A 24,692-nucleotide genomic window follows, 5' to 3' on the forward strand; every position below is an offset into this window, starting at 1 on the left:
CCACAGGGACCGAGTAAGCTTCAACCCTTCCCTTTGGTCCGAGTCATATTCGGCCCGCCATTCTTCTCCAGATGCTCAATGATGATCCCCGCCACATTCTTCCCTGTGGTGGTTTCAATCCCTTCAAGCCCTGGTGACGAGTTCACTTCCATCACCAGTGGCCCATGATTGGAGCGCAGGATATCCACCCCCGCCACCGCCAACCCCATGACCTTCGCCGCACGCAACGCGGTCATGCGTTCTTCTGGCGTGATCTTGATCAGGCTCGCACTGCCGCCGCGATGCAGGTTGGAGCGAAACTCCCCCGGCTTGGCCTGGCGCTTCATCGCCGCGATGACCTTGTCGCCGACCACGAAACAACGAATGTCCGCGCCGCCGGCTTCCTTGATGTATTCCTGAACCATGATGTTCTGCTTCAGGCCCATGAAGGCTTCGATCACCGATTCCGCCGCCGTGGCCGTTTCACACAGCACCACGCCGATGCCCTGAGTACCTTCCAGCACCTTGATCACCAGCGGCGCGCCATTGACCATCTCGATCAAGTCGGGAATGTCATCCGGGGAGTGGGCAAAGCCGGTGACCGGCAAACCGATCCCCCGGCGCGACAGCAATTGCAGCGAACGCAGTTTGTCTCGCGAACGGGCGATGGCTACCGATTCGTTGAGCGGAAACACGCCCATCATTTCGAACTGGCGCAGCACCGCGCAGCCATAAAACGTAACCGATGCGCCGATCCGCGGGATCACTGCATCGAAACCCTCCAGCGGCTTGCCGCGGTAGTGGATCTGCGGCTTGTGACTGGCAATGTTCATGTAGGCGCGCAGGGTGTCGATCACCACCATTTCATGGCCACGCTCCATACCGGCTTCGACCAGACGACGGGTGGAATACAGACGCGGGTTCCGCGACAGCACAGCGATCTTCATGCAACACCTGTGGAGAAGGTAGATACCGGGAACACCGGCTTGTCTTGTACATATTTAATGCCTGGATTGACCACCAACTGGCCGTCGATCAGGGCTTTGGAACCGAGTAACAGGCGATAACGCATGGACTTGCGGCAGGCGAGGGTGAACTCGACCCGCCAGACCCGATCACCGAGGGCCAGGGTGGTGCTGACCACATAGCGCATCTGCGCATGGCCATTGGAGCTTTTAATGGTTTTCCTCGTTACCAGCGGGGCTTCGCAGCGCCGGTGCCGCAGTTGCACCACCGTGCCCAGGTGCGCGGTAAAGCGTACCCACTGTTCCCCATCGCGCTCGAACGGCTCGATGTCGGTGGCGTGCAAACTGGAGGTGCTGGCGCCGGTGTCGATTTTTGCCCGAAGGCCCGCGACTCCCAAATCCGGGAGCGCCACCCACTCGCGCAGACCGATAACGGTCAAATGGTCAAATGTCTTCAAAAGTGCTCAACCGGCAAAAACCGCTCAGACCGCGTGCGGCCGAATTCGCGGTATTCACGCAGAATAATGGGTAAAAGGCGACAGATATCTACTGCCCGAATTTCCATCCCTCAATTGCGGGGAATGCCTGCATTCTAATCCACAGTGTGAGGATTCATGGCACGACAGAAACGGTAGTACAGTTCATCGATATTTCAGAATGAGGTCATCCAATGGCACAAAAAAGCGAAGAGGACGACAAGGTCCGTCTCGATAAATGGTTGTGGGCCGCGCGTTTTTATAAAACACGTGCCTTGGCCAAGGCCGCGATTGAGAGTGGCAAGGTGCATTGCCGGGGCGAGCGCTGCAAGCCAGGCAAGGAGCCGAGGGTTGGCGATGAGTTTCAGATTCGCACCGGCTTCGAGGAGCGTACGGTGGTGGTCCAGGCGCTGTCGATCGTGCGCCGTGGTGCGCCGGAGGCTCAGGCCCTGTATGCCGAAACCGAAGCCAGCGTCGCCAAACGTGAAGCGGCTGCGGCCATGCGCAAGGCCGGGGCGTTGGGCGTGAGCACCGATGGCAAGCCGAGCAAGAAGCAGCGTCGGGATCTGTTCAAGTTTCGCGGTAACAGCAACGACGAGTAGTGACGGCCGTCGGGCACGGACTTGCAATCACGCACCTGTGCAGCCATATGGGTGTTCTCGACAGCGGAAAAGTGAAAACGCCGTTCGTCGAAAACCGAGGTTTGACCTTGCTTGGAACAACCCCGGATTGTTCATAAAATGCCTTTACGGCTGAACTTTGCCCGCCCAAAAATGCGGAAATGACGCGATTTTCATTTTTTGTCACCCTTTCAGATACCCAGACCTATGACCAATCTATCGGATAACGACTACACCCAACGCTTCATCTTCGATGACAGCGACACCCGCGGCGAGCTGGTTGGGTTGGAGCGTAGCTATGCCGAAGTCCTCGCCAAACACGCCTATCCGGAGCCGGTCGCGCAACTGCTGGGCGAGCTGATGGCGGCGGCAGCGTTGCTGGTTGGCACCTTGAAGTTCGATGGCTTGCTGATTCTGCAGGCCCGTTCCGAAGGCCCGGTGCCGTTGCTGATGATCGAGTGCTCCAGTGAGCGTGAAATCCGCGGCCTGGCTCGTTACGAAGCCGACAAGATCGCCCCCGACGCGACCCTCGCCGACTTGATGCCCAATGGTGTTCTGGCGCTGACCGTCGACCCGACTCAGGGCCAGCGTTACCAAGGCATCGTCGACCTCGACGGCGAAACTCTCTCGGAGTGCTTCACTAACTACTTCGTCATGTCTCAGCAGGTCGGCACGCGTTTCTGGCTCTACGCCGATGGCCGTCGTGCCCGTGGCCTGTTGCTGCAGCAATTGCCTGCCGACCGTCTGAAAGACGAAGAAGAACGCGCCGCCAGCTGGCAGCACATCACCGCCCTGGCCAGCACCCTGACAGCCGATGAATTGCTGAGCCTGGACAACGAAACCGTACTCCATCGCCTCTATCATGAAGAACAGGTGCGCCTGTTTGACGTGCAGAACCTACGTTTCCATTGCAGCTGCTCTCGGGAACGCTCGGGCAATGCGTTGGTCAGTTTGGGTCTGGATGATGCCCAGGCACTCGTTATCGAACACGGTGGCGCCGTGGAGATCGATTGCCAGTTTTGCAACGAACGTTACCTGTTCGACGCGGCCGATATCACCCAATTGTTTGCTGGTGCAGGGGTCGATACGCCGTCAGATACCCGTCACTAAAACGTTTCAGTGCAGGTAAATTCACTGCTTAACGCCGGAATAACGCCGTTCTGACCGGAGGGCCCTACACTTTTTGGGCTTTTCTGGCATAATCCGGCCCACTTTTTTCGCGGTAGTAGTGCACGACTTTCTACTACAAAACGTTTGGAGCACTCGGCCACTGGCCGACGGGGAACCTCATGACGCAAGCCAATAACGCCGTGTACACCGATCTGAGTGTTGATGATCTGGTTAAAGAAGCCCTGAATCGCGGTGAAGGCGAGCTTGCCGATACCGGCGCGCTGGTTGTTCGCACCGGTCACCGTACCGGCCGTTCGCCAGTCGATCGTTTCATCGTTGAAGAGCCGACCACCCAGGACGCCATCGCCTGGGGCCCGATCAACCGCAAGTTCCCGGCCGACAAGTTCGATGCCCTGTGGGCTCGCGTCGAGGCCTTCAACAACGCGCAAGAGCATTTCGTTTCCCACGTGCACGTAGGTGCTGCCGAAGAGCACTACCTGGCCGTGAAGATGACCACCCAGACTGCCTGGCAGAACCTGTTCGGTCGTTGCCTGTTCATCAACCCAGCTCAGTACAACCCGGCTGGCCGTGAAGAGTGGCAAGTCCTCAACGTTGCCAACTTCGAGTGCGTGCCAGAGCGTGACGGCACCAACTCCGACGGTTGTGTGATCATCAACTTCGCACAGAAGAAAGTGCTGATCGCCGGCATGCGCTACGCCGGTGAAATGAAGAAAGCCATGTTCTCGGTGCAGAACTTCCTGTTGCCGGCCGCCGACGTGCTGCCAATGCACTGCGCTGCCAACATCGGAGAAGCGGGCGACGTGACCCTGTTCTTCGGTTTGTCTGGCACTGGCAAGACCACCCTGTCCGCCGATGAAAGCCGTTACCTGATCGGTGACGACGAGCACGGCTGGGGCGAGGGTGTGGTGTTCAACATCGAAGGCGGTTGCTATGCCAAGTGCATCGACCTGTCCGAGAAGAACGAGCCGGTCATCTGGAAAGCCATCAAGCACGGCGCAGTCCTGGAAAACGTTGTGCTGGACGACGCCAAGAAAGCTGACTACGCCGACGGCAGCCTGACCCAGAACAGCCGCGCAGCCTACCCGCTGGAGCACGTCGAGAAGCGTTCCGAGAAGAACCTCGGTGGCGAGCCAAACGCTGTGATCTTCCTGACCTGCGACCTGACCGGCGTCCTGCCGCCAGTCTCGATCCTCAGCGAAGAACAAGCGGCCTACCACTTCCTGTCCGGCTACACCGCACTGGTGGGCTCGACCGAAATGGGTTCCGGCAGCGGCATCAAGTCGACCTTCTCCACCTGCTTCGGCGCACCATTCTTCCCGCGTCCGGCCGGCGAATACGCAGAACTGCTGATCAAACGCATCCGCGGCTTCGGCTCCAAGGTCTACCTGGTCAACACCGGCTGGACCGGCGGTGGCTACGGCGTCGGCAAACGCTTCAACATCCCGACCACTCGCGGCGTGATTGCAGCGATCCAGAGCGGTGCGTTGATCGGTGCTGAGACTGAGCACCTGGACACCATCAACCTGGACGTTCCGTTGGTTGTGCCGGGCGTTGAGACTGGCCTGTTGAACCCACGTAATACCTGGGCTGACAAGGCTGCTTACGATGAAGCCGCTAAAGCACTGGCTGGGTTGTTTGTTGAGAACTTCAAGAAGTTCGACGTGAGCGACGCGATTAAGGCTGCTGGGCCGAAGTTGTAAGAATCGGTAGTGGTTTGAGGTAAGAGAAAGCCGCCCTTTGGGGCGGCTTTTTTTTGGGCGTCGATCCCTCAGTCGTTGCCCAAAAACACTAATGTTCTACGAAAATCTTCAGGGTTTGTGTTTTTCCCAAATTGGGATATTGACATTCTGTATCTTGGCGAGGATTATCGTCCCAAATTGGGAAGAAGATTCTATGCGACTCATTGGACGTGAAAAGCTTACCCCACTTCAGGGTAAGGGTGATCGAGCCGAAAAATGGCTGCGAGGGTGGGTCGCTGAGATCATTTCCGCCCACTGGAAGCAACCGGCTGATGTGAATGAACAATTCCCGAATTCGAGCCTCAAGGGGGACGGTGTGTTTCATTTTCCTGTGGAGAGTTGTGGTGTAGCGATTCAGCTAATGATCGCCTTTCCTCAAGGCGTCGCTCTCATTACAGATTTAATAAGTGAAGATAAGCATGAGCACTAAGGTTATCCGGACCGAAGAGCAGTACCGAGCATACCTTGAAGAAGTGCAGGTACTTATGGCGAAAAATCCATCTCTTTATACCGAGGAGAGCGACAGATTAGAGGTCCTTACCGTTTTGCTCGAGGCATACGAGAATAGTAAGTATCCAGTTGAGCCACCGGATCCAATTGATGCAATTCTTTTCAGAATGCAAGAGCGAGGATTGAAGCAGGCTGATTTGGTTTCATATTTTGGTACAAGTAGTCGTGTCTCAGAGGTTCTAAGAAGAAAACGGCCGTTGACGGTTCAGATGATTCGGGCATTATCAATAGGTCTAGGACTGTCAGCCGAAACATTGATAGGTGTATCCAGCCCGGATGTTGAGCAAAAAAAAGGCGAAATTGATTGGACGAAATTTCCTATTAAAGAAATGACTCGTAGAGGTTGGTTGCAAGAAATATCTATTCAAGCGAAAGAATCAATACAGCAAGTTGTGCAAAATTATATTTCGGAGGCCGGCTTACAGTTTGGTGCGGCCTCATTCAGACGAACGCTTTCTGGTGAAGCGTCGTCCCCTACGACTCAATACGCCCTTTATGCTTGGTTGGCTCGCGTTATTCAACGTGCCAGAGACAAGAAAGAAAATCTTGGATTCTTTGATGAAAGTAAGCTTTCAGCCACTTTTTTACGAGAACTCGCTCAGTTAAGCTGGTCCGTACATGGACCTTTGCTGGCAATAGAGTTTTTAGAGCGGCAAGGGGTTGCAGTAGTAATTGAGCCGCATTTGAAAGGGACTCAGTTGGATGGAGCGGCTCTTAAAGATGCTGATGGCACGCCAATAATTGCCCTAACTCTTCGTTATGATCGGCTTGATAACTTTTGGTTTACTCTGCTGCATGAAGTTGCTCATCTTTGGAAGCATATAGGGCATGATGAGGCTTTTCTAGATGATTTGAATACAGAGTCGGAAGATCGTCGCGAGGCTGAAGCAAACCGACTGGCGCGAGAGGCATTTATACCACGGATGATATGGAAACGGAGTGAGGCTCATTTATCACCTAGTATGGAGTCCATAGAAAACCTAGCCAGAGAGCTTAAGATTCACCCTTCAATAATAGTTGGAAGAATCAGGAAGGAATCTGATAACTACGCTCTTTTTTCTGGCTTAGTAGGTCAGGATGAAGTCAGAGCTATGCTGCAATCTTATACCAATTGCGAGGCCTGATATGATACCAACCTATGTTCCCTTATTAAAAGCATTGAAGAGTGAGTTTAAGGCGGTCGAGAAATTGACTAGTCTTGGTTCCGATAAAATATGCCCTTTGTTTGACGTTGCCCGAATCGGAAAAAACATTACTGAGGCAAAGCGTTTTGCGGGTTGTCCTGAGCTCACGACGGCTTATCTGAATGAGGTTGTTTCTGGAATAGCCTCTGTTTGGAGTGGTCGAACAGCAATGGTTGACCTGTACCATTGGATGCCAAACGCGAAAATTGAAAGCGGAGAACACGTAGTTCCTTATGTGTACTCAGTTTTAGATACGCTTGGAGTTTCAGTCATTCCAGTAGTTGGGTATGACCGTTGGGATAATGACGAATATAGAATGGCAATCCAGGCCATCGATTTCCCCGCCGATCGTGATTACTGCATACGTCTAGACTCCACGGCGATTGAAGATGCAGCAGAACCTGATTTTTTTCTAGAAAATATAGTGGCCATTGTTGAAGGTCTTGAAATTGAGCCTTCCCGGTGTTGTGTTCTAATCGATTTTTCTGATGCAACAAGTACGTCCGTAGAGTTTATGTTGTCTAGGAGTGCTGAGATTCTTGAGATACTTAGTGATCTCGGATTTAATTACTATGTCACCGCAGGCTGCTCCCTCCCCAAAAGCATTAATGAGGCTGTAAGCAAACCGGACTCTACGGGAACTGTCATTCGTCGCGAAATGGTTTTATGGCAGGCTTTGCGCGAGTTGATGCCTAAAGTTAAAATTGTATACGGTGATTATGGTGTCCGAGGGCCGAATACAAACGAAGGTGTAATTAGTACTCATACGAATGGAAAGATTCGTTACACAATAAACAAACAGTTTTTCATTGTGCGTGGACATTCTATGCAGTTGCCAGGGAAGGGCGCGCAAATGTACACCTTGGCTAGGATACTTATGGCATCCTCTCATTACATGGGGGAGCCTTTTAGTTGGGGGGATTTTCAAGTCGGTGAGTGTAGCCGGCAAAAAATAAAGGGTGGCGCACCCCAATGGATCACAATCGATACTAACCATCATCTGGTATATGCGGTCGCTGAAGTGGAAGAGTTTGAGCGTGTTCTCGCTCGTCGTATAGCGTTTTCAACTGATAGTTGATGAGTACCCGCCTTCGGTTACTTCCGAAGGCGGATTCTAATGCGATGTTTTTTGAAAACTATGTTTTTCTGCTTATCAAATCAGTTTTTTTCGCTACTGAGGCTGTAGCTCCCAACCATTGCAGTGGGTGCGAACCGTCTCAGAGGTGATTTTTGTCTTATTGGCTTTCCAGTTCCTGCGTTTCCCTGCGTTGCACCTTGATAGCTTTGTAGAGCATACCGATAGCCAGTGGAATTTTGTCGCCACGCCCCTTGCCCTTGCCCTGGCGCTTAACGAACAAATTAAATTCAACGGGCTGAAAATATCTATAGGAGTCGTAATCGAAGAGGTCGATGGCGAACTGTTCTTCCAGCGCTTTCATCAGGTGCCGTGCATCAGCGCCGCCGTAACTCAGGTCAAAATTGATCGAGGTGTTTGCCTGATGGTTTTGCGTTCGGACAGGCCGAGTTCTTCGTGCAGCAACCGTATGAGCTGTGTGGCGTGATCGTCGGGGAAGTTGGGGGCGAGGTTATTGCGGGTACATCCAATTTGTCCGTGTAGACGACTTTTGAGGTTAGAACTCTCAGTTCTGTGATAGCGACGTGTCCAGCGGATCGCCAATACAACGCTCGAAAATTGTTTCCAAGCCACGGTAGTCGCACGTTACGGCGTCGATATTTGCAGGGATCCAAGCCGCATCTTTGACAAGCCACCAATCGACGGCAAAGCCTGCATTGATGATGATCTGTTCAAACAAAATACGTTGAGTTCGACCATTCCCTTCGCGGAAGGGATGGATAACGTTTAGATCGCCGTACGTCTCAGCTATGTGAATGACTAGCTCGGCTTTGCTGGTGCCTATGAACCAAGCAGCTTTTTTCATGGTACGGAAGATTTTTTCGGCTTCTGGGATGATTCGTTCTGCGGTACAAAAAAGCGTATCGCCTTTTTGGATATTCACAGTTCTCGGCACTCCGGCCCATTCGTAGATGTCGCAGAACAAGGACTTGTGGATATGCTGCAACAGGCTGAGGTCGTACGGGGGAGGGAGGAGGCGAAATTTGTCGGCAGCGATTTCTGATAGCTCTCGCTCTGCTTTCTGTAGCTGCTCTTCATCATGGATGTTGAGCAGATTACGTAGAACGTCGCTATCGGGGTAGCAATAGGGGTCTTGGCCGACCCCGTATTTATCCACCATTAACGTGGATTCTGACGATATTTTTTGAGTACCGATTCCCGCGTTGGGAGCGGTTTTTCAGCATCGGCACGCGTGGTGTCGAAGCCTTCAAGACGCAAGCTCGCTAAGTAGTTCGACCGGCGGACCTTGTCGTAATAATCCTGCTTTTGCTGAAACGTCAGTTCGCTCATGACATCTGCCTCTCGGTGCAATGTTCAAGTGTAGCTCAAATGACCTGGAAAATAGGTCGGTATTTTTGATGCTTTGGAGCTTCTAGACTGCAGGTTTCTCCAGCCTTTGAGCCATGCACGCCAGAATATGCCTCACTCGTTATGTGTTGGGGGCTGGCTTGTTTTTTCTTGTCAGTAAAGCGGACAGCGAGTGGGTATTCAACGGGAAGTCGCGAAGATCACTCTCGCTGAGAGACCACTTACGAATAACGCTACCTGTCTGAGACCCGGATGGTTTGCTTGCTTTGGTGGCAGTTGTGCTTGGTTCGCGCCTTGGTTTTTTAGCCTTTGGGCCTGGGACTCGACTTAACTGAGCATCTTGTAGTCGACGTCCCGTTTCATCGGATTCGCCAATCTTGTTCAAGTCTTGCTCCAGACCCAATACGTGCATCACCGACAGATAAGCACCCATTGTCACCCCCGCGCCACCAGACTCCAGAGAACGCAACGTCATGACCGACATACCGGCTCGCTCTGCCACTTGTTTCGCTGTCAACCTTCGACGTAAACGAGCCAGTTTTAGGCGTTCGCCGAGGTCGGTAAGCAGTCGGGCAATGCGCGGGAGAAGTGCCGCTGTTTTTCTAGCCATACAGCTAATATTCCTTCACTTGCGAGGTGATAACGCCAGAATAATTGCAGTTATACGGACCGTTTCAGCCACGGGACCTGCTCTACTGGCTCTCCAATTCCTGCGTATCCCATCGTTGCACCTTGATCGCTTGGTAGAGCATGCCAATGGTCAGCGGCACCTTATCGCCACGACCCTTCGCCCGCCGCTTGAGAAACACATCAAACCCTTCCGGCTGAAAGTAGCGATAAGCGTCGTAGTCAACGAAGTCGATGGCGAACTGTTCCTCCAACGCTTCCATCAGATGCCGCGCATCAGCACCGTCACAGCCCAGGTCAAAATTGACCGAAGTGGTGAAGCTGATGGTTTTGCGTTCCGGTAGGCCGAGTTCTTCGTGCAGAAACTGCATGAGCAGGTGCATGGCGTGGTCGTCGGGGAAATTGGGGGCGAGGTTCATGGTGCGTGTCCGTAGGGTGCATGCGATGGGGGATGATTGCATGGACTTGAGCGTGACGGCATTCGAATGGCTCAGCTGTTTCAGCCCCCATTACAAATTTGGGAAGTCTCCTACGCTACGTCCTACATCTTCGTTTTCTTGCATTTGTTAGCGTGAGACCTTTGCGCTAGATAGTGCGCGTGGGTGATGCATGGGGGGGCGTGCTGTTACAAAAATGCCTTGACTATAAAAGTTTACGCATGCGACAAGTGTCCACGTTTTATGGAATGTGGACACTTGGAGTGAGTGGGTTCATGAAGAGTCAAGATATTTTTCTTCTGTTCAAAATGGTGAGTCTCCACGCCCAGGAAGAAGGCTTCCAAATGGGGGGGCCAATTTCGACGCCCGCTATCGGCAGTGCGCCGATCCCTAATGTAGGTTTCGCCCTCAATGTGTCTGGAGCAGGGCATGGTGCTTTCGCTGATTCAAAATCCGAGACTGCTTCTTCCGGCTCTACAGAGCAGGAGCGGTACCCGGATTGGGGGTTATTCGGTTCGAACACGGCCGAATGGGGTATGCAGTCCCTGGCAGGTTGGGAAGGGTGGGATGATCCTGCGCCGCAAACTCCGATTACCAGTTGGGCCGAGTGCTATTCACTCAGAGCCCTTTCATCCTCACTAGGACTTAGCAAGAGTGAGGTATCAAATTCGATTGCTCGTTGCCGCGAAGCGGGACTTCTGACTAATGATTTTGAAACCTCTCTGCCGAAGGTCAATCGTCGAGCGCTGCTGGGTATTGCAGAGTATGCGCTCAAATATTTTTTCCCTGTGAAGCTGGGTGCGATTGTCCGTGGCATCCCGACGGGCTTTGCCGCGCCGGCGCTGTCCAGGCACCTTAAAAGCGCAGGTGATCTGATTCCCGTCTGGCCCGATCCGATCGGCAGTGAGAGAGGTCAAGCCATTGAGCCTCTGTACAAGACTGTGCCTGATGCCGTGAAGAAGGACCGGACGCTTTATCACTATCTGGCGCTTGTTGATGCGGTAAGGGTTGGAGGACCAAGGGAGAGCAAAGTAGCCATTAATTTGCTGAAGGCAGGTATGGGTTTATGAGTGCAAATGCTGACCACAACTACCAGATGATTGAGTTCGTCGCGCAGGGATTGGGGGATGAGTTTTTATCGGAAGTGGCCTTTGTTGGCGGGTGCACAACCGCAATGCTGGTCACAGATGAAGCTGTGCTCGACGATATACGCTTCACCGATGACGTTGACTTGGTGATTGAACTTGCGGGTATTCCAGCCTGGGAGAAGTTAACGCAGCGCTTGGCCGCTAAGGGCTTCAAGATCACAGGAGAGGATGAGGTCAATTGCCGATTCCGGTTCAACGACATCATTGTCGACGTGATGCCGTCAGATGCGGCGGTGCTTGGCTATGCCAACCGCTGGTTCGTAGAGGGGCTCGTTCACGCGGTGACGTTCGTGTTACCAGGCGGGACAGCCATTAAGATTTTCAAACCACCCTATTTCCTGGCCACCAAGCTTGAAGCCTTCAGCGGTCGTGGCGAAGGAGATCCGTATCACAAGGATGTGGAGGATATCGTCATTTTAATCGACGGTCGGCCGGAGCTATTGGAAGAGGTTTTGAGCGCTGATGCTGAGCTAGTGCAGTTCATTGCCAGTGGTGTCGGGGACCTGACCAAACTCAATGGCATCGACTATGCGATTCAAAGCTCAAGCTCCGTGAGAGCCAACCCGGAACGCGGCAAGCTCATTTTTCAACGTATGAAAGAGTTGAGCCGACTAGGATGATCTACGCGACCAGATCCGTAAAAGGGCAGGCCAGGGAAGAAAATCGCGATTACGCTGATGCACTGTTCGATGGGGTCAGAGGCCTATTCGTTATTGTGGACGGCACATCGAAGGCCGGTAGCGGTCAACTTGCCCAAGGGTTGGTTCAGAGACTGATGGACACCTATCAGTCGAGAGTCGAGCAGGGAAGCGGCGACGATACTCATGAGTTGGCTACACAGTTGATTCGGTCAGTGCTCACTGATCTGCATGCCCCACTATTTTCTGAGCTCTGCGGATCAACCAGCTACTTGGTGGCAGTTGTCACAAACGGCTTGCTGACGATTGCTTACGAGGGTGACTGCGGCTGCGGGATAGTTGATGCGGGGATGGGCATTGAGTGGATAACGACGCCTCATTGCCTGGCCAATTGGAAGCGCGACCGGTCACACCGAGAGCTGGCGTGCGATCCAGCGCGTAACCGGATTACTCGAAGCTACAAAATAGGCAAAGCGCCTGATCCGGAGATCGTGATTCGAAATGCTCTGGCAGGTGAGCGGCTAGTTTTTGCTACGGACGGTTTCTGGGCTGATATGAGCGAGGCTTTCCAGGCTGAGGTTTTGAGGACTCCTGAAATTGCTATCACTGACATGGACGATGACGTTACCTGGATTGACGTTCGTTTATAGATGTCTGGCGATTTGTGTTCAGAATTGAAATTACGCGTGTATTCATCGCAGGCAAGCCAGCTCCCACAAGGGCGTGGCTTGCCTGTTAGGGCTTAACGTCAGGCCGGCGCTTTCCAGTTCATCATGCGTTGCTGGGCGACTTGTAGTAGGTCGCAGCCGTCCTGGGTTAGCAGGAAGAGCGCGTGGGTGATGTGGGGGATGTCTTCGAGGTCGCCGTGTTTGAAGCAAACGCAGTGCAGGGTTTTGAGGAGATCACTGGAGGCCCGGATACGTTGGAGGGCGGCTTCGAGGATGTCTTGCGGGTTGGCCTCTGTGTCGATGATCAGGGGCGGGGTGTCGGTAAGGTTGGATTGGAGTGGGCGGTAACGATCGGTGAGCGGTTTCCATGAATTCATTGTTTGTAGCCTCAAATGCATCAGGAGTAACCGCCGCCATCGTGACCAAGCGAGGGAGGCGGACTGTGTTCGGGTTGGTCAACCAGTGAGGCTCACATTCCTGGCACGCCCGAGGACGTCCCAAACACAGCCACCATATTAGCGTGCAGGCACTTGAAGTGCCGGCAGCATACAACGGACGCGTATATATGAGCCATTCGGGTGACCAAACCCGAGCCGCTGATTTGGCAGCGACAGTCACAACTATAGATTTGAGCTACAGGGCGGCGATAGTCGACAAGGAGCCGTCTCTTGTAGGAACGGGACGAAGATTTGATAGGCCGTTCCTACCGATTCGCCATCGTTTTCAACAAATATGCTGATACGCCGCAACATCCAGCACGCTAGTCGTCAGCCCGGTCGCCGGCGTATAGATCGTGCCTTTCACCGCCGAGAAGTTGACCCCTTGGCTGCCCAGCGAAACATAGCGTTCGCCTTGATCCAGCTCGGTGAAGTAGGTGTAAGAGTATTTGTGCATCAGCTGGTACATCGCTTCGTTGTCGACCATGGCTTTGCCGAGGTTCTCCAGATCGGCATGGGTCAGGTTCAACGACTTGTCCAGTTGCACGCCCCAACGCTGGAGGCAGACTTCGGCGAAGTGGCGGACGAACCGGCCTGGCTCGGCCAGGGTTTTCGGGCCGTTGACACCGTCGGGGGAGGCATTGCCGGCCACGGTGGCGTGACGGCCGGGTATGGGGTAAATGTGGGTTTTGGTGCCGGTGGCGGTTTGTGGAATAACGCAGCTGAAACCTTTCGAGCGTTCGTCCCGGGCATAGAAACCTACATACTCTTTGACGTTGGCGCCGAGTTTGACCTTGTCGTCCTGAAAGTTACCAATGCCCGGCACGGGGTCAATCGCAAAGATATTAACCGGGATGTCTTTAAGTTCGCTGTCCTTGAACATGGCGTTGGCCAGCATGTGGCAACTAATGCCGCCGCGGCTCCAGCCCACCAGGTTTACTTGGGTGGGAATAACACCGTCCTTGCGGAAAGTTTTGATGATCTGTTCTTGCAACGCCTGCTGGGTCACGCTGCGATCGCCATAGTTGTATTTGCGCCAGAACCACGAACCTTCAACTTTTACGTCTTCGATTGGAATACCGGCCGCTTTGAGGCGGTTGTATTCCTCTTCGGTCAGTTGCTCGCGCTGCCAGTCACACTGGCCTTTGATGATGTTGATCGCGTGCTGGACGTTTTGCTCCCAGCCTTTGCCGAACAGTGTGCCGCTGAGGCCGTACTCCTCGGACTTGGTAAAGAGATCGTCGGCTTGCAGGTTACCGCTGCCGGGGCCGTCGACCACGATCCATTCGGCGAACTCCCTGCCGAGATGGTGGGATGCGAGTGTTGACACCAGTTCGCCGTCCCAGTAATTTTCATTGGTATCGTCGAATTTAGTTGAGCCAGTGCCGCAGAAGAAAATAGTTAGTGTAGTCATTTGTGTTGCTCTTGTTTGATGTAAGAGCTGGCACGTTAGTTTGTGTTGTTTGAATAGTGAAGTGATTAGTTGTTGCTGTTTTTGTAAGGGTTGTTAGTTGTTGGTTTTTTTTATTTCATTCGCTGTTTGGCGACTTCAAGTAGTTCGCAGCCATCTTGGGTCAGCAAGTAAAGTGCGTTGACGATATTGGGTATGTCTTTCACGTCGGCCTGTTTGAAGCACAGGCAATAGAGCGTTTCGAGCAGATCGCTGGCGGCGCGGATGCGTTGCAGGGAGGCGTCGAGAATCTCGTGAGGATTGGCTTCGGTGTCGATGACCAACACGGGGGTATCGCTGTAACTGGTTTTGAGCGGGCGATAGCGGTCTGTTAACGAGTGGAACGTGGTCATCGAGGTCAGTCCTGTGGAAAGTCGGGCAGTCTCGCCGGCAGGCCGACACAATGTTTTCAGCCGCGTCGAAAAACTATAGAGGGCCACGGCGAGGCATCGCAAGGTGGCGCAAATGGACAGGTTTTGTAGGTTGTTTACCGGCGCTATCGGCCTTTGCCTACGCATACCTCAACTATTTTTTAAGCTTTTCCCTTAGAGGTCGATATTCCTACGGGCCTGTCAGGCTTAGCGCATCAAAGTTCTGCATGGTGCGCGCCAGAATTTGTAGGACGTTTCGAAGCGTCTGAGTCGACTCTTAAAGGGAATTAGGTATGCAATGGCTGCGTATGGCCTCGATTTTGTTGTTGTGGGCCGGTGTTTACCGTTTGACCGGCGCTGCTGACGGGGATCATTCGCTGATCCTTGCCAACATGGACCGCACCAGTTGGCCACAGGCGCTGACCACTCAGGCAGACGTCGACACTGCGTCCCGCGCCGAGGTGTTGATGGTGGGCAAGGCGCTGTTGACCAGCGAAGCGCTGGATGAACAGGGTCTGAAACAGCGACTGGGTGTGCAGGCTGTGAAGCTCAAGTCGGTCAGGCAAGTGCGTGAGGGGCTGTGGGATCGGTTGCTGATTACCTACCGCAACGCCAGCCAGAACTGTGACGGTGAACCCTTTTGCCCCCGTGTGCGAAGTGTCGCGGATTTGCGTCAGTTGGCGGCGGCGTTCACTGGCGAAATCAGCCCGGCTTTTGCGGTTTGGGCGAGCAAGAGCCGGGTGTTTCATGAGCAGGCGCTGGATGAGCAGTTGCGGGTGGCGGTGTTGGTGCCGTAGCTCCCCGAACTATCCGCTGTATCATCCCGTATCGTTTTTGCCCCCGACCTTTTCTCGACTCGCTGCGTTCGCCGGCTAGGCTTTGGGCTTCGCAGCGGTCAACGGAGTGACAGCTTATGCACAACACCCTGGAACAGGTTTTCGGTTATCCACAGTTTCGGCCCGGCCAGGAGGCAGCGGTCAGTGCTGTGTTGGCCGGGCGCTCGGCGGCGGCGATTTTCCCGACCGGTTCGGGCAAGTCTCTTTGCTATCAATTGCCGGCCTTGTTGCTGCCGCACCTGACATTGGTGGTCTCGCCTTTGCTGGCGTTGATGCAGGATCAATTGGCGTTCTTGCAGCGCCACGGCATTGCGGCGGGCAGTATCGATTCGGCCCAGAGCCGCGATGACGCCAGCGAGGTGATGGCCCGGGCAAAGTCCGGTGAATTGAAGATTCTGATGATTTCCGTGGAGCGCCTGAAGAACGAGCGCTTCCGCCATTTTTTGCAGCAGGTGCCGATCTCGCTGCTGGTGGTGGACGAGGCCCACTGCATCTCTGAATGGGGTCACAACTTCCGCCCCGACTACCTCAAGCTGCCGGACTACCAGCGCCAGTTCAACATCCCTCAGGCCTTGCTGCTGACCGCCACCGCGACACCCAAGGTGATCGCCGACATGGAGGCCAAATTCGCCATCGCCCCTGAGGATGTGGTGACCACCGGTTTTTACCGACCCAACCTCAACCTGTTGGTGGAACCGGTACGCGGCCAGGACAAGCGCCGACGCCTTGTCGAGTGGATGAGCCAGCGTCCCGGCCAGCCGAGTATCGTCTACGTCACCCTGCAGAAAACCGCCGAGCACATCGCCGAACATCTGGGCCGGAACGGCATCCAGGCCGAGGCCTATCACGCCGGCTTGCCCCATGAGCAGCGGGAAGGAATACAGAAACGGTTTATGGGCGGGCAGTCCAATTGCATTGTCGCCACCATTGCCTTCGGCATGGGCATCGACAAAAGCGATATCCGCAACGTGGTGCATTTCGACCTGCCTAAATCCATCGAAAACTACAGCCAGGAAATCGGCCGCGCTGGTCGAGACGGTCAGCCGTCCGATTGCCTGGTGCTGGCCAATCGCGACAGCCTCAACGTGCTGGAGAACTTCGTCTACGGCGACACGCCGGAACGGGACGGCATTCGTTGCGTGCTCGAGGAGTTGCAAGCCGCTGTGCCCGAGGGGCAGTGGGAGTTTCTGCTGGGACCTTTGGCCGATCAGAGCAACATTCGCCAGTTACCGCTCAAGACCTTGCTGGTACAGCTGGAGCTGCGCGGAATAATCGCGCCGCGTTATGCCTATTACGCCGAATACCGCTTCAAGTATTTGCAGGAACCCGAAGCATTGCTTGCCCGATTTGAAGGTGAGCGAAAGGACTTCGTCTCGGCGATCATCCTGACCTCCAGCCGCGCACGGACCTGGGCCACGGTGAATTTCGATGCGCTGTATGAGCAGTATTCCGCCGAGCGCAGTCGGGTGGTCAAGGCGCTGGATTATTTTCAGGAAAAGGGCTGGGTGGAGGTCGAAAGCAAGCAGATGACTGAGGTCTACAGCCTGCAGCAAGCGGACTTTGATTCCCCAACCCTGAGCGCTGAATTGCACGCCTACTTCACCCAGCACGAGCGCACCGAGATCGCACGGATTCACGCCATGCTCGATCTGTTCGCCACTGACCACTGCCTGGGTTACCGCCTGGCCGAGTACTTCGGCGACGATAACGCGCCCCGGCAGTGTGGGCATTGCTCGGTGTGTCACGGTCAGGTGGCGCGATTGCCGGCACCGCCGGAATTGCCAGCGCTTGTGGATAAAAATTTCGAGGCGTTGTGTGGTGATTTTATCCACAGGCACGAGCAGCACACGGGGAGTGCTCCATCGGCGGAGCGCGTGACGCGGTTTCTGTGCGGGATCAGCGTGCCGTTGTTTACCAAACTCAAGGCTCGGGCGATTCCGGGGTTTGCGGCGTTGGAGGATTATCCGTATGGCGACGTGCGGGAGTGGGCTCAAGCGCACCTGCCAAGCTGAAACACCGTCAATGTGGGAGCAACTGTCTTGATGACCTTTATTTTGAACGCACATCCATCCCCTGAATGTCGCTCATCACAGGAATAAATTTCAAAAAAGCCCGGCGCCTGACTATGGTGAGGACTGTCTTTGGATCGCTAACAAGAGAACAATCATGAGCCAGACACCGTTCGATATTCAGCGCGCCGCCGTGATCGGCGCGGGCACCATGGGCCGTGGCATTGTCATGTGCCTGGCCAACGCCGGGGTGCCGGTGCAATGGGTCGATAACAATCCGCAGATGCTTGAGCAGGCTCTGACCAGCGTGGCGGAGACTTACGCCCATAACGTGCGTCAGGGGCGGATCGATCAGGCAGAGGCGGATGCGCGCATTGCACGGGTGACGGCGGCTGCTGATTACGCAGCAATCCGCGATGTCGATCTGGTCATCGAAGCGGTCTACGAAAACCTCGAGTTGAAACAGAAAATCTTCCGCGAACTCGACGGCCTGATGAAACCTGAAGCGATTCTGGCCAGCAACACCTCGGCGCTGGACATCGACGCGATTGCTGCTGCCACTCGCCGTCCGCAACAGGTGCTGGGCCTGCATTTCTTCAGCCCGGCGCACATCATGAAATTGTTGGAGATCGTGCGCGGTGCCCAGACGGCGCCGGCGGTGCTTGATGCGGCGCTGGAGCTGGGCAAGCGGATGGGCAAGGTCAGCGTGGTGTCGGGCAACTGCCATGGTTTTATCGGCAACCGCATGCTGCATCCGTACGTGCTCGAAGCGCGCAAGATGCTGCTGGAGGGCGCTTTGCCTTATCAGGTGGATGCGGCGCTGCAAGGTTTTGGTTTCGCCATGGGGCCGTTCCGCATGTACGACGTGGTCGGCATCGATCTGGAGTGGCGCGCTCGGGAGCTGGCTGGCAAGGGTCAGGATGCGCCGGAGGTTCAGGTGGACAACCGCCTGTGCGAGCTCGGGCGTTTCGGTCAGAAGAGTGGCGATGGGTATTACCACTACGAACCGGGCAGTCGCCAGGCTGAGCACGATCTGGAGGTCGATGCGCTGGTGCTGGAAGTCAGCGAAGGGTTGGGGTTCCAACGTCGCGAGATCGGCCCTGAAGAGGTTCTGGAGCGTTGTTTGCTGGCGCTGGTCAACGAAGGGGCGAAGATTCTTCAGGAAGGGATTGCGACGTCGGCGCATGACATCGATCTGGTGTACCTCAATGGTTATGGCTTCCCGGCGGAGAAGGGCGGGCCGATGGCTTGGGCGGATCAGCAAGGGTTGGAAGATATTCATCTGCGGTTGTTGCAGCTTGAGACCAAACAGGGTGATCACTGGGCGCCGGCGCGGTTGATTGGAGAGCTGGCGGCAGAGGGTAGAGGCTTTGCTGATATGTGATTTTATACTGATCGTTCCCACGCTCTGCGTGGGAACGCCTGCATGGACGCTCTGCGTCCGCTCCTGAATGTGACGCAGAGCGTCACGGGCTGCATTCCCACGCAGAGCGTGGGAACGATCATGAAAGGACCTGCTTCGATGCCCCAACGCTCCGACTACCGCTACTTCCAGCCCATTACCACCCGCTGGCATGACAATGACGTCTACGGTCACGTCAACAACGTCACTTACTACAGTTTTTTCGACACGGCGGTGAACACCTACCTGATCGAAGTCGGCGGCCTGGATATCCATGACGGCGAGGTGGTGGGTTTTGTGGTGAGTTCGGCCTGCGACTACTTTGCCTCCATCGCTTTCCCGGACCGGATCGAAATCGGCCTGCGGGTCGGCAAGTTGGGCAACAGTTCGGTGCAATACGAACTGGCGGTATTCAAGGCGGATGAAGAGGAAGCCTGCGCGGCGGGGCGCTTCGTGCATGTGTTCGTGGATCGGGCATCGAATCAACCGGTGGCGATTCCTGCCGGATTGCGCGGTGCATTGGAGCGGCTAGCGCTTTGAGCGGCAAAAAAAATCGCAGCCCGAAGGCTGCGATTTTTTGATCTACCGATAAACGAGGCGATTCAAGCCTCAGTCGCGATAGCGATGTTTATGCTTGCGATGGCCATAGGCATGGCCGCGACCTGGATGGCCGTCACGGTAGTAGCGACGATCGTCACGGTCACGATAGGAACGACGATCATCGTCGCGATCACTCTCTCTGCCCATGTAGTTACCCAGCGCGCCACCAGCGCCGCCGCCTGCTGCGGAGCCGATCAGGCTGCCGGTGGTGCCGCCCATGCTGCGGCCGACCACGTTACCGCCTGCTGCGCCCAACGCACCGCCAATGGCGGCTTCGCCACGGCTGCGTTTGTCTGCGCCGACTGCGCTACCACCCGCGCCGCCCAGGGCCGCGCCAATGGTTGAACCTGTATTGCCGCCTAGCGATTGACCGACGACCGAGCCAAGAACCCCGCCCAATGCGCCGCCCACACCTGCTTCGGTGGTGCCGCCAGCAGAAGCGAAGCCACTGACCAGGCCAAGGGACAACAAGAGAATCGAGGAGAACTTCATAGAGGAACCTCAAGGGGATGACGGCGCGATCCTGAGGCTGTGTCGTGGTTGTGACAATACAAATCCGACGAATAACACGACTTGAGCACAATTCTATAAGTTACTGTTTTTTGGGCGGAACTTAAGTGTTTTTCGTCGGTCTTTAACTACTTCGCAAAGGCCGTTTCTATACAGAAACGGCCTTTTTTGTGGGCGATTGGAAAGTGTTGGTTCCGAAAGATTCGTTGAATGATCCACCGCTTTCGCGAGCAAGCCCGCTCCCACATTGGAACTCAGTCGTACGCAAAATCTGTGTCCGCTGAAGATCGAGTGTGGGAGCGAGGCTTGCCCGCGAAGAGGCCATCCCAACTGCCGCGTTAAGCCGATTTGGCCATGATCAACCCGGTCTCACTCGCCGCCTCCAACCGAATCGCCACAAACTTCGACGTCGGCGTATGGCTGCGATCCCCGATGCTTTCCAGCGGTACCAGCGGGTTCACTTCCGGATAGTAAGCGGCCGCTTGCCCGGCAGGAATATCAAACGCCAGCAGCGTGAAACCTTTCACCCGGCGCTCACGGCCATCATCCCAGATCGAAACGATGTCAGCCTTCTGCCCTGGCTTGAACCCCAGGCGAATGATGTCGGCCTCATTGACGAACAACACATCCCTCTGACCTTTCACCCCGCGATAACGGTCATCAAGACCATAAATCGTGGTGTTGTACTGATCGTGGGAGCGCATCGACTGCATGATCAGGTCCGGCAGCACGCCGGTGGCGCGGGTGCGTTCGTGCACCAGGTCTTTGGGTAGCATGTTCGCACGGAAGTTGGCCCGACCCGATGGGGTATTCCAGCGACGTGCGCGGGCGCTGTTACCCAGGTGAAAACCACCCGGGTTCTGAATCTTCTCGTTGAAGTCCCGGAAGCCCGGGATGGTGTCGGCGATCAGGTCGCGGATGCGGCTGTAATCGGCCACCAGCCAGTTCCAGTCCACCGGTTTGCTGCCCAGCGTCGCGGCGGCGATGCCGGCGATGATTGCAGGCTCTGAGCGCATCTGGTTCGACAGCGGCTGCAGCTGACCGTTGGAGGCGTGGACCATGCTGAACGAGTCTTCCACGGTCACCGCTTGGGCGCCTTCGGTCTGGATATCGATGTCGGTACGGCCCAGGCACGGCAGGATCAGCGCGTCTTTACCGTGCGCCAGATGGCTGCGATTGAGCTTGGTGCTGATCTGCACGGTCAGGTCGCAGTTGCTCAAGGCCTGGAAGGTTCGAGGGCTGTCCGGGGTGGCTTGGGCGAAGTTGCCACCCAGGCCGATGAAGACTTTTGAGCGGCCGTCGGCCATGGCGTGAATCGCCTCGACCACGTTGTGGCCGTTTTCACGCGGCACCTTGAACTGGAAGCGGCGCTCCAGAGAATCGAGGAACGCCACTGGCGGACGTTCGTTGATGCCCATCGTTCGGTCACCCTGCACATTGCTGTGTCCACGTACCGGGCACAGACCGGCACCCGGCCGACCGATGTTGCCGCGCAGCAGCATCAGGTTGGCGATTTCCTGGATGGTCGGTACCGAATGACGATGCTGGGTAATGCCCATCGCCCAGCACATGATCACGTTCTTGCCTTTGGCGTACATGCGCGCCGCTTGCTCGATCTCCACCAGCGTCAGGCCGGACTGCTCGACGATCTGCTCCCATGGGGTGTCGTCGATGACGCCCATGTATTCCAGCACGTTGACCGCATGTTCATTGAGGAAGTCGTGATCGAACACCGCCGGGGCACCAGCCTTCTGCGCATCGCGTTCCCATTGCAGCAGGAATTTCGCCATGCCGCGCAGCACCGCCATGTCACCGCCCAGTGCCGGGCGGAAGTACGCGGTGTTGGTCGGCTTGTCGCCGTTGGTGAGCATTTCCAGCGGGTGCTGCGGGTGCTGAAAGCGTTCCAGGCCGCGTTCTTTCAGCGGGTTGACGCACACCACCTGAGCACCGCGTTTCACCGCTTCGCGCAGGGGTTCGAGCATTCGCGGGTGGTTGGTGCCGGGGTTCTGGCCCCAGACAAAAATCGCATCGGCGTGTTCGAAATCATCGAAGGTCACCGTGCCTTTGCCGACGCCGACACTTTGCGCCATGGCCACACCGCTGGCCTCGTGGCACATGTTCGAGCAGTCGGGAAAGTTATTGGTGCCGTAGGCGCGCACGAACAATTGATACAGGTACGCCGCTTCGTTGCTGGCGCGGCCCGAGGTGTAGAACTCGGCCTGATCCGGGTTCGACAGGCCGCGCAGATGCTTGGCGATCAGGCTGAAGGCGTCATCCCAGCTGATGGGTTGGTAGCGATCGGTTTCGGCGTTGTAGCTCATCGGCTCGGTCAGGCGGCCCTGATATTCAAGCCAGTAGTCGCTCTGTTCCAGCAGCGAGGTGACGCTATGTTTGGCAAAGAATGCAGCGTCGACACGCCGTTTGGTCGCTTCCCAGTTCACCGCTTTGGCGCCGTTCTCGCAGAACATCACCATGCCCTTTTCCGGAGAATCGCCCCAGGCGCAACCCGGGCAGTCGAAGCCGCCGTTCTGGTTGGTCTTGAGCATTATGCGGAGGTTTTTCAGCGCGTTATCGCTGGTCAACCAGGCTTGGGCGACGCTGATCAGCGCGCCCCAGCCACCGGCTGGGCCTTTGTAGGGCTTGTAGCGGGGGACGGGTTTCTGGTCGGCTTGACGGTGTTGACTCACGCTTGATTCTCCAACGCTGGGCTGTAGACCCGCGGTGCACTTTTCTGCGGCAGGTGGATGAGGTTGAGGTTGTGACGACGGGCCCATTGCACGGCAAGGCTCGTGGGCGACGACAGGCTGACCAGGGTCTGGATGCCGGCGCGTAAAACTTTCTGGATCAATTCAAGGCTGCAACGGCTGGTGACAATCGCCAGGCCGCCAGTGGTCGGGATCTTCTGGCGGATCAACCCGCCGATCAGCTTGTCGAGGGCGTTGTGCCGGCCGATGTCTTCACGGCCCAGCAGCAATTCGCCGTTGCCGTTCATGAACACCGCCGCATGCACCGCGCCGCAATGCTGGCCCAGCGGCTGGAATTCGCCGATGCGCTGGCGCAGGCCGTCCAGCCATTCGGCCGGGGGGAGTGGGGCGCCGGGCAATACTTTGAGGTCTGGCAGCGCTTGCTCCACCGCTTCCACGCCACAGAGCCCGCAACCGCTGGTGCCGGCCAGTTGCCGACGCTGCTGCTTGAGGTTCCAGAAGGCACGATTGGCGATAGTTACTTGCGCGTATTGCGCCGAACCTGTGCCACTGAGTTGCAGGTCGTAGATGTCTGCAGCGTCTTCGATGATGCCGCTGCCGAGGCTGAAGCCGACGATGAAGTCTTCAAGATCCGTGGGCGTCACCAGCATGACCGCCTGGCTGATACCGTTATAGGCGATCGCCAACGCGACTTCTTCGGCCAGCGCGGTGCTGGCCGATTCGGTGTATTCAAGGTTGCAGTAACTGTATGTCTGGCTTGCGGCGGTCGCGGGCGTTTCAACAGCAGGCGCCGCGCGGGCAGGGCGCTTGGCGTTCATGGGCTCACCAACGGTTTGGTCAGCTTTAAGACTAGGCGTGTCAACTTGTCGCGTCTAATCGCTATTACTGATCTGCCGATAGATGGGGTCGATCAAGAGTCTGTCAGTGATTTCTGATAGATCGCGAAACAGGCTTCTGCGAGTGCCGAACGTGGAGCGCTGCGCCGCATGATCAGCCCCAGCCGGGCGAGGGTCCGGGCGCTTTCTATGGGCTGCAGGCGCAAGTGATCGGTGAGGTTTTCAAGGCCACTGTCCAGGGGCATCACTGCGCAACACAGGCCACCGTGCACGGCTTGTAACAATTGGTGGACCGCATCGGTTTGCAGCAACGGCTGTGGGGTCAGGCCACGGCTGTGGAAGTTATGGTCGATGGACTGGCGAAAATGCATGCCGCTGGTAAGCATGCCTAGCGGCAATTCAATCAACGATTCCCAGCTTAACGGCGCCTCGCCGAAACTGAAGAAACGCTGATCGTAGAGCAGGCCCATGCGGGTTTCGCTGAAAGCCAGGGAATCGAAACGCTCACCGTCCAGACGCTCCAGATACGACACGCCGAGGTCTAGACGGTTGTTTGCCAGCTGTTCGAGGATCTGCTCGGAACTCAGTGCCGAGAGTTCGAAGCGCAGATTCGGGTGCTCGGCGTGCAGGCGATGCATCAGCGGTACCGGATCGAAACTCGACAGTGGCACCACGCCCAGACGCAACGTACCCACGAGGTTGCCGCGACAGGCTGCCGCTTCGGCCTGCAAACCGTCGTAGGCCGCGAGCACCGTACGCGCCCACGCCAACACGCGCTCGCCCGGTGCGGTGAAACCTTCGAAGCGCTGGCCGCGGTTGACCAGCGGCAGTTCAAGCTCTTCTTCGAGGCTGCGCAGGCGCATGGACAGGGTCGGCTGGGTGATGTGGCAACGCGCGGCGGCCTGGCCGAAGTGCCGGGTTTCGTCGAGAGCGATGAGGAATTTGAGCTGCTTGATGTCCATCTTCGCTCC

At 56.0% G+C, this 24,692-nt stretch carries 26 protein-coding genes and 1 pseudogene; 13 read left to right on the plus strand and 14 right to left on the minus strand.

Going from position 1 to position 24,692, the window contains the following annotated elements; genetic code table 11:
* Nucleotides 1-20 precede the first annotated feature (20 nt).
* Both rimK and KGB18_RS04855 read right to left on the minus strand, forming a co-directional pair.
* Nucleotides 21-926 (minus strand): 30S ribosomal protein S6--L-glutamate ligase, encoded by a 906-nt coding sequence (gene rimK / locus KGB18_RS04850; protein WP_008005189.1) that lies wholly within the window; start codon nucleotides 924-926, stop codon nucleotides 21-23.
* Nucleotides 923-1,384: an ATP-dependent zinc protease gene (locus tag KGB18_RS04855; protein WP_173667533.1), complete on the minus strand. Its 462-nt coding sequence runs from the start codon at nucleotides 1,382-1,384 to the stop codon at nucleotides 923-925. The genes rimK and KGB18_RS04855 overlap by 4 nt, the downstream gene beginning before the upstream one ends.
* 230 nt (nucleotides 1,385-1,614) lie before the next feature.
* Here KGB18_RS04855 and KGB18_RS04860 point away from each other — a divergent pair, with 230 nt between their 5' ends.
* The 6 genes from KGB18_RS04860 (at nucleotide 1,615) to KGB18_RS04885 (ending at nucleotide 7,682) form a co-directional block, all read left to right on the plus strand.
* A complete protein-coding gene (locus KGB18_RS04860; protein ID WP_038978494.1) occupies nucleotides 1,615-2,022 on the plus strand; it encodes an RNA-binding S4 domain-containing protein in 408 nt (135 codons plus the stop codon).
* Between the two features lie 225 nt (nucleotides 2,023-2,247).
* Nucleotides 2,248-3,150, plus strand: a complete 903-nt coding sequence (gene hslO / locus KGB18_RS04865) for an Hsp33 family molecular chaperone HslO (RefSeq protein WP_050681816.1) — start codon at nucleotides 2,248-2,250, stop codon at nucleotides 3,148-3,150.
* Between the two features lie 179 nt (nucleotides 3,151-3,329).
* Complete coding sequence (locus tag KGB18_RS04870) at nucleotides 3,330-4,871, plus strand: phosphoenolpyruvate carboxykinase (protein WP_223569479.1); 1,542 nt, start codon at nucleotides 3,330-3,332, stop codon at nucleotides 4,869-4,871.
* 91 nt (nucleotides 4,872-4,962) lie between these two features.
* Complete coding sequence (locus KGB18_RS04875) at nucleotides 4,963-5,340, plus strand: type II toxin-antitoxin system HigB family toxin (RefSeq protein WP_223569480.1); 378 nt, start codon at nucleotides 4,963-4,965, stop codon at nucleotides 5,338-5,340.
* Nucleotides 5,330-6,544, plus strand: coding sequence for an ImmA/IrrE family metallo-endopeptidase (locus KGB18_RS04880; RefSeq protein ID WP_052962878.1), 1,215 nt, complete (start codon nucleotides 5,330-5,332; stop codon nucleotides 6,542-6,544). Before KGB18_RS04875 ends, KGB18_RS04880 begins: the two co-directional genes overlap by 11 nt.
* Before the next feature lies 1 nt (nucleotide 6,545).
* Nucleotides 6,546-7,682: a beta family protein gene (locus tag KGB18_RS04885; RefSeq protein ID WP_052962877.1), complete on the plus strand. Its 1,137-nt coding sequence runs from the start codon at nucleotides 6,546-6,548 to the stop codon at nucleotides 7,680-7,682.
* Nucleotides 7,683-7,839: 157 nt separating this feature from the next.
* Here the strand turns inward: KGB18_RS04885 and KGB18_RS04890 are convergent.
* The 5 genes and pseudogenes from KGB18_RS04890 to KGB18_RS04910 form a co-directional block, all read right to left on the minus strand.
* Nucleotides 7,840-8,210: pseudogene (locus tag KGB18_RS04890) on the minus strand (DUF1493 family protein).
* A 34-nt stretch (nucleotides 8,211-8,244) separates the two neighbouring features.
* Nucleotides 8,245-8,859, minus strand: coding sequence for a Fic/DOC family protein (locus tag KGB18_RS04895; RefSeq protein WP_052962876.1), 615 nt, complete (start codon nucleotides 8,857-8,859; stop codon nucleotides 8,245-8,247).
* Nucleotides 8,859-9,029, minus strand: coding sequence for a YhfG family protein (locus tag KGB18_RS04900; RefSeq protein ID WP_080370370.1), 171 nt, complete (start codon nucleotides 9,027-9,029; stop codon nucleotides 8,859-8,861). The genes KGB18_RS04895 and KGB18_RS04900 overlap by 1 nt, the downstream gene beginning before the upstream one ends.
* A 139-nt stretch (nucleotides 9,030-9,168) precedes the next feature.
* Nucleotides 9,169-9,657: a helix-turn-helix domain-containing protein gene (locus KGB18_RS04905; protein WP_080370369.1), complete on the minus strand. Its 489-nt coding sequence runs from the start codon at nucleotides 9,655-9,657 to the stop codon at nucleotides 9,169-9,171.
* A gap of 82 nt (nucleotides 9,658-9,739) precedes the next feature.
* Nucleotides 9,740-10,093 (minus strand): DUF1493 family protein, encoded by a 354-nt coding sequence (locus KGB18_RS04910; protein ID WP_052962875.1) that lies wholly within the window; start codon nucleotides 10,091-10,093, stop codon nucleotides 9,740-9,742.
* Nucleotides 10,094-10,359: 266 nt separating this feature from the next.
* On the opposite strand from KGB18_RS04910, the gene KGB18_RS04915 reads away from it, so the two are divergent.
* Genes KGB18_RS04915 through KGB18_RS04925 form a run of 3 tightly spaced genes read left to right on the plus strand, consistent with a single transcriptional unit; the run spans nucleotide 10,360 to nucleotide 12,547 of the window.
* On the plus strand, nucleotides 10,360-11,181 hold the full coding sequence (locus KGB18_RS04915) for a MarR family transcriptional regulator (protein ID WP_195840074.1): 822 nt from the start codon (nucleotides 10,360-10,362) through the stop codon (nucleotides 11,179-11,181).
* Complete coding sequence (locus KGB18_RS04920; protein ID WP_052962873.1) at nucleotides 11,178-11,879, plus strand: hypothetical protein; 702 nt, start codon at nucleotides 11,178-11,180, stop codon at nucleotides 11,877-11,879. The genes KGB18_RS04915 and KGB18_RS04920 overlap by 4 nt, the downstream gene beginning before the upstream one ends.
* Nucleotides 11,876-12,547: a PP2C family protein-serine/threonine phosphatase gene (locus KGB18_RS04925; RefSeq protein WP_052962872.1), complete on the plus strand. Its 672-nt coding sequence runs from the start codon at nucleotides 11,876-11,878 to the stop codon at nucleotides 12,545-12,547. The genes KGB18_RS04920 and KGB18_RS04925 overlap by 4 nt, the downstream gene beginning before the upstream one ends.
* A 98-nt stretch (nucleotides 12,548-12,645) precedes the next feature.
* Here the strand turns inward: KGB18_RS04925 and KGB18_RS04930 are convergent, their stop codons facing one another.
* From KGB18_RS04930 to KGB18_RS04940, 3 genes are all read right to left on the minus strand, one after another.
* The gene (locus tag KGB18_RS04930; protein WP_052962871.1) at nucleotides 12,646-12,942 is read right to left on the minus strand and encodes a hypothetical protein; all 297 of its coding nucleotides are present in this window, start codon (nucleotides 12,940-12,942) and stop codon (nucleotides 12,646-12,648) included.
* 346 nt (nucleotides 12,943-13,288) lie between these two features.
* Entirely contained in the window at nucleotides 13,289-14,416 is a 1,128-nt protein-coding gene (locus tag KGB18_RS04935; protein WP_223569481.1) for a hypothetical protein, read from the minus strand.
* 110 nt (nucleotides 14,417-14,526) lie between these two features.
* Nucleotides 14,527-14,805: a hypothetical protein gene (locus KGB18_RS04940; protein ID WP_223569482.1), complete on the minus strand. Its 279-nt coding sequence runs from the start codon at nucleotides 14,803-14,805 to the stop codon at nucleotides 14,527-14,529.
* 311 nt (nucleotides 14,806-15,116) lie between these two features.
* On the opposite strand from KGB18_RS04940, the gene KGB18_RS04945 reads away from it, so the two are divergent.
* The 4 genes from KGB18_RS04945 to KGB18_RS04960 all read left to right on the plus strand — a co-directional run bounded on the left by KGB18_RS04945 (nucleotide 15,117) and on the right by KGB18_RS04960 (nucleotide 19,610).
* Nucleotides 15,117-15,620 (plus strand): polysaccharide deacetylase, encoded by a 504-nt coding sequence (locus KGB18_RS04945; protein ID WP_123721698.1) that lies wholly within the window; start codon nucleotides 15,117-15,119, stop codon nucleotides 15,618-15,620.
* 116 nt (nucleotides 15,621-15,736) lie between these two features.
* Nucleotides 15,737-17,671 carry an ATP-dependent DNA helicase RecQ gene (locus KGB18_RS04950; RefSeq protein ID WP_223569483.1) on the plus strand — a complete coding sequence of 645 codons (1,935 nt, stop codon included), beginning with the start codon at nucleotides 15,737-15,739 and terminating at the stop codon, nucleotides 17,669-17,671.
* 154 nt (nucleotides 17,672-17,825) lie between these two features.
* The gene (locus tag KGB18_RS04955) at nucleotides 17,826-19,052 is read left to right on the plus strand and encodes a 3-hydroxyacyl-CoA dehydrogenase (protein ID WP_223569484.1); all 1,227 of its coding nucleotides are present in this window, start codon (nucleotides 17,826-17,828) and stop codon (nucleotides 19,050-19,052) included.
* Between the two features lie 138 nt (nucleotides 19,053-19,190).
* Nucleotides 19,191-19,610, plus strand: coding sequence for an acyl-CoA thioesterase (locus KGB18_RS04960; protein ID WP_410003847.1), 420 nt, complete (start codon nucleotides 19,191-19,193; stop codon nucleotides 19,608-19,610).
* A 69-nt stretch (nucleotides 19,611-19,679) separates the two neighbouring features.
* Here KGB18_RS04960 and KGB18_RS04965 read toward each other — a convergent pair whose 3' ends face one another.
* The 4 genes from KGB18_RS04965 to KGB18_RS04980 all read right to left on the minus strand — a co-directional run bounded on the left by KGB18_RS04965 (nucleotide 19,680) and on the right by KGB18_RS04980 (nucleotide 24,683).
* Nucleotides 19,680-20,162: a glycine zipper domain-containing protein gene (locus KGB18_RS04965; RefSeq protein WP_123721694.1), complete on the minus strand. Its 483-nt coding sequence runs from the start codon at nucleotides 20,160-20,162 to the stop codon at nucleotides 19,680-19,682.
* Nucleotides 20,163-20,518: 356 nt separating this feature from the next.
* Nucleotides 20,519-22,867 carry an FdhF/YdeP family oxidoreductase gene (locus KGB18_RS04970; protein ID WP_123721693.1) on the minus strand — a complete coding sequence of 783 codons (2,349 nt, stop codon included), beginning with the start codon at nucleotides 22,865-22,867 and terminating at the stop codon, nucleotides 20,519-20,521.
* The gene (gene fdhD, locus KGB18_RS04975) at nucleotides 22,864-23,703 is read right to left on the minus strand and encodes a formate dehydrogenase accessory sulfurtransferase FdhD (RefSeq protein ID WP_123721692.1); all 840 of its coding nucleotides are present in this window, start codon (nucleotides 23,701-23,703) and stop codon (nucleotides 22,864-22,866) included. Before fdhD ends, KGB18_RS04970 begins: the two co-directional genes overlap by 4 nt.
* A gap of 92 nt (nucleotides 23,704-23,795) precedes the next feature.
* Complete coding sequence (locus KGB18_RS04980; protein WP_123721691.1) at nucleotides 23,796-24,683, minus strand: LysR family transcriptional regulator; 888 nt, start codon at nucleotides 24,681-24,683, stop codon at nucleotides 23,796-23,798.
* Between the last annotated feature and the right edge of the window lie 9 nt (nucleotides 24,684-24,692).

The organism is Pseudomonas sp. BF-R-26 (assembly GCF_019947395.1).
GTDB classification, from domain to species: domain Bacteria; phylum Pseudomonadota; class Gammaproteobacteria; order Pseudomonadales; family Pseudomonadaceae; genus Aquipseudomonas; species Aquipseudomonas farris.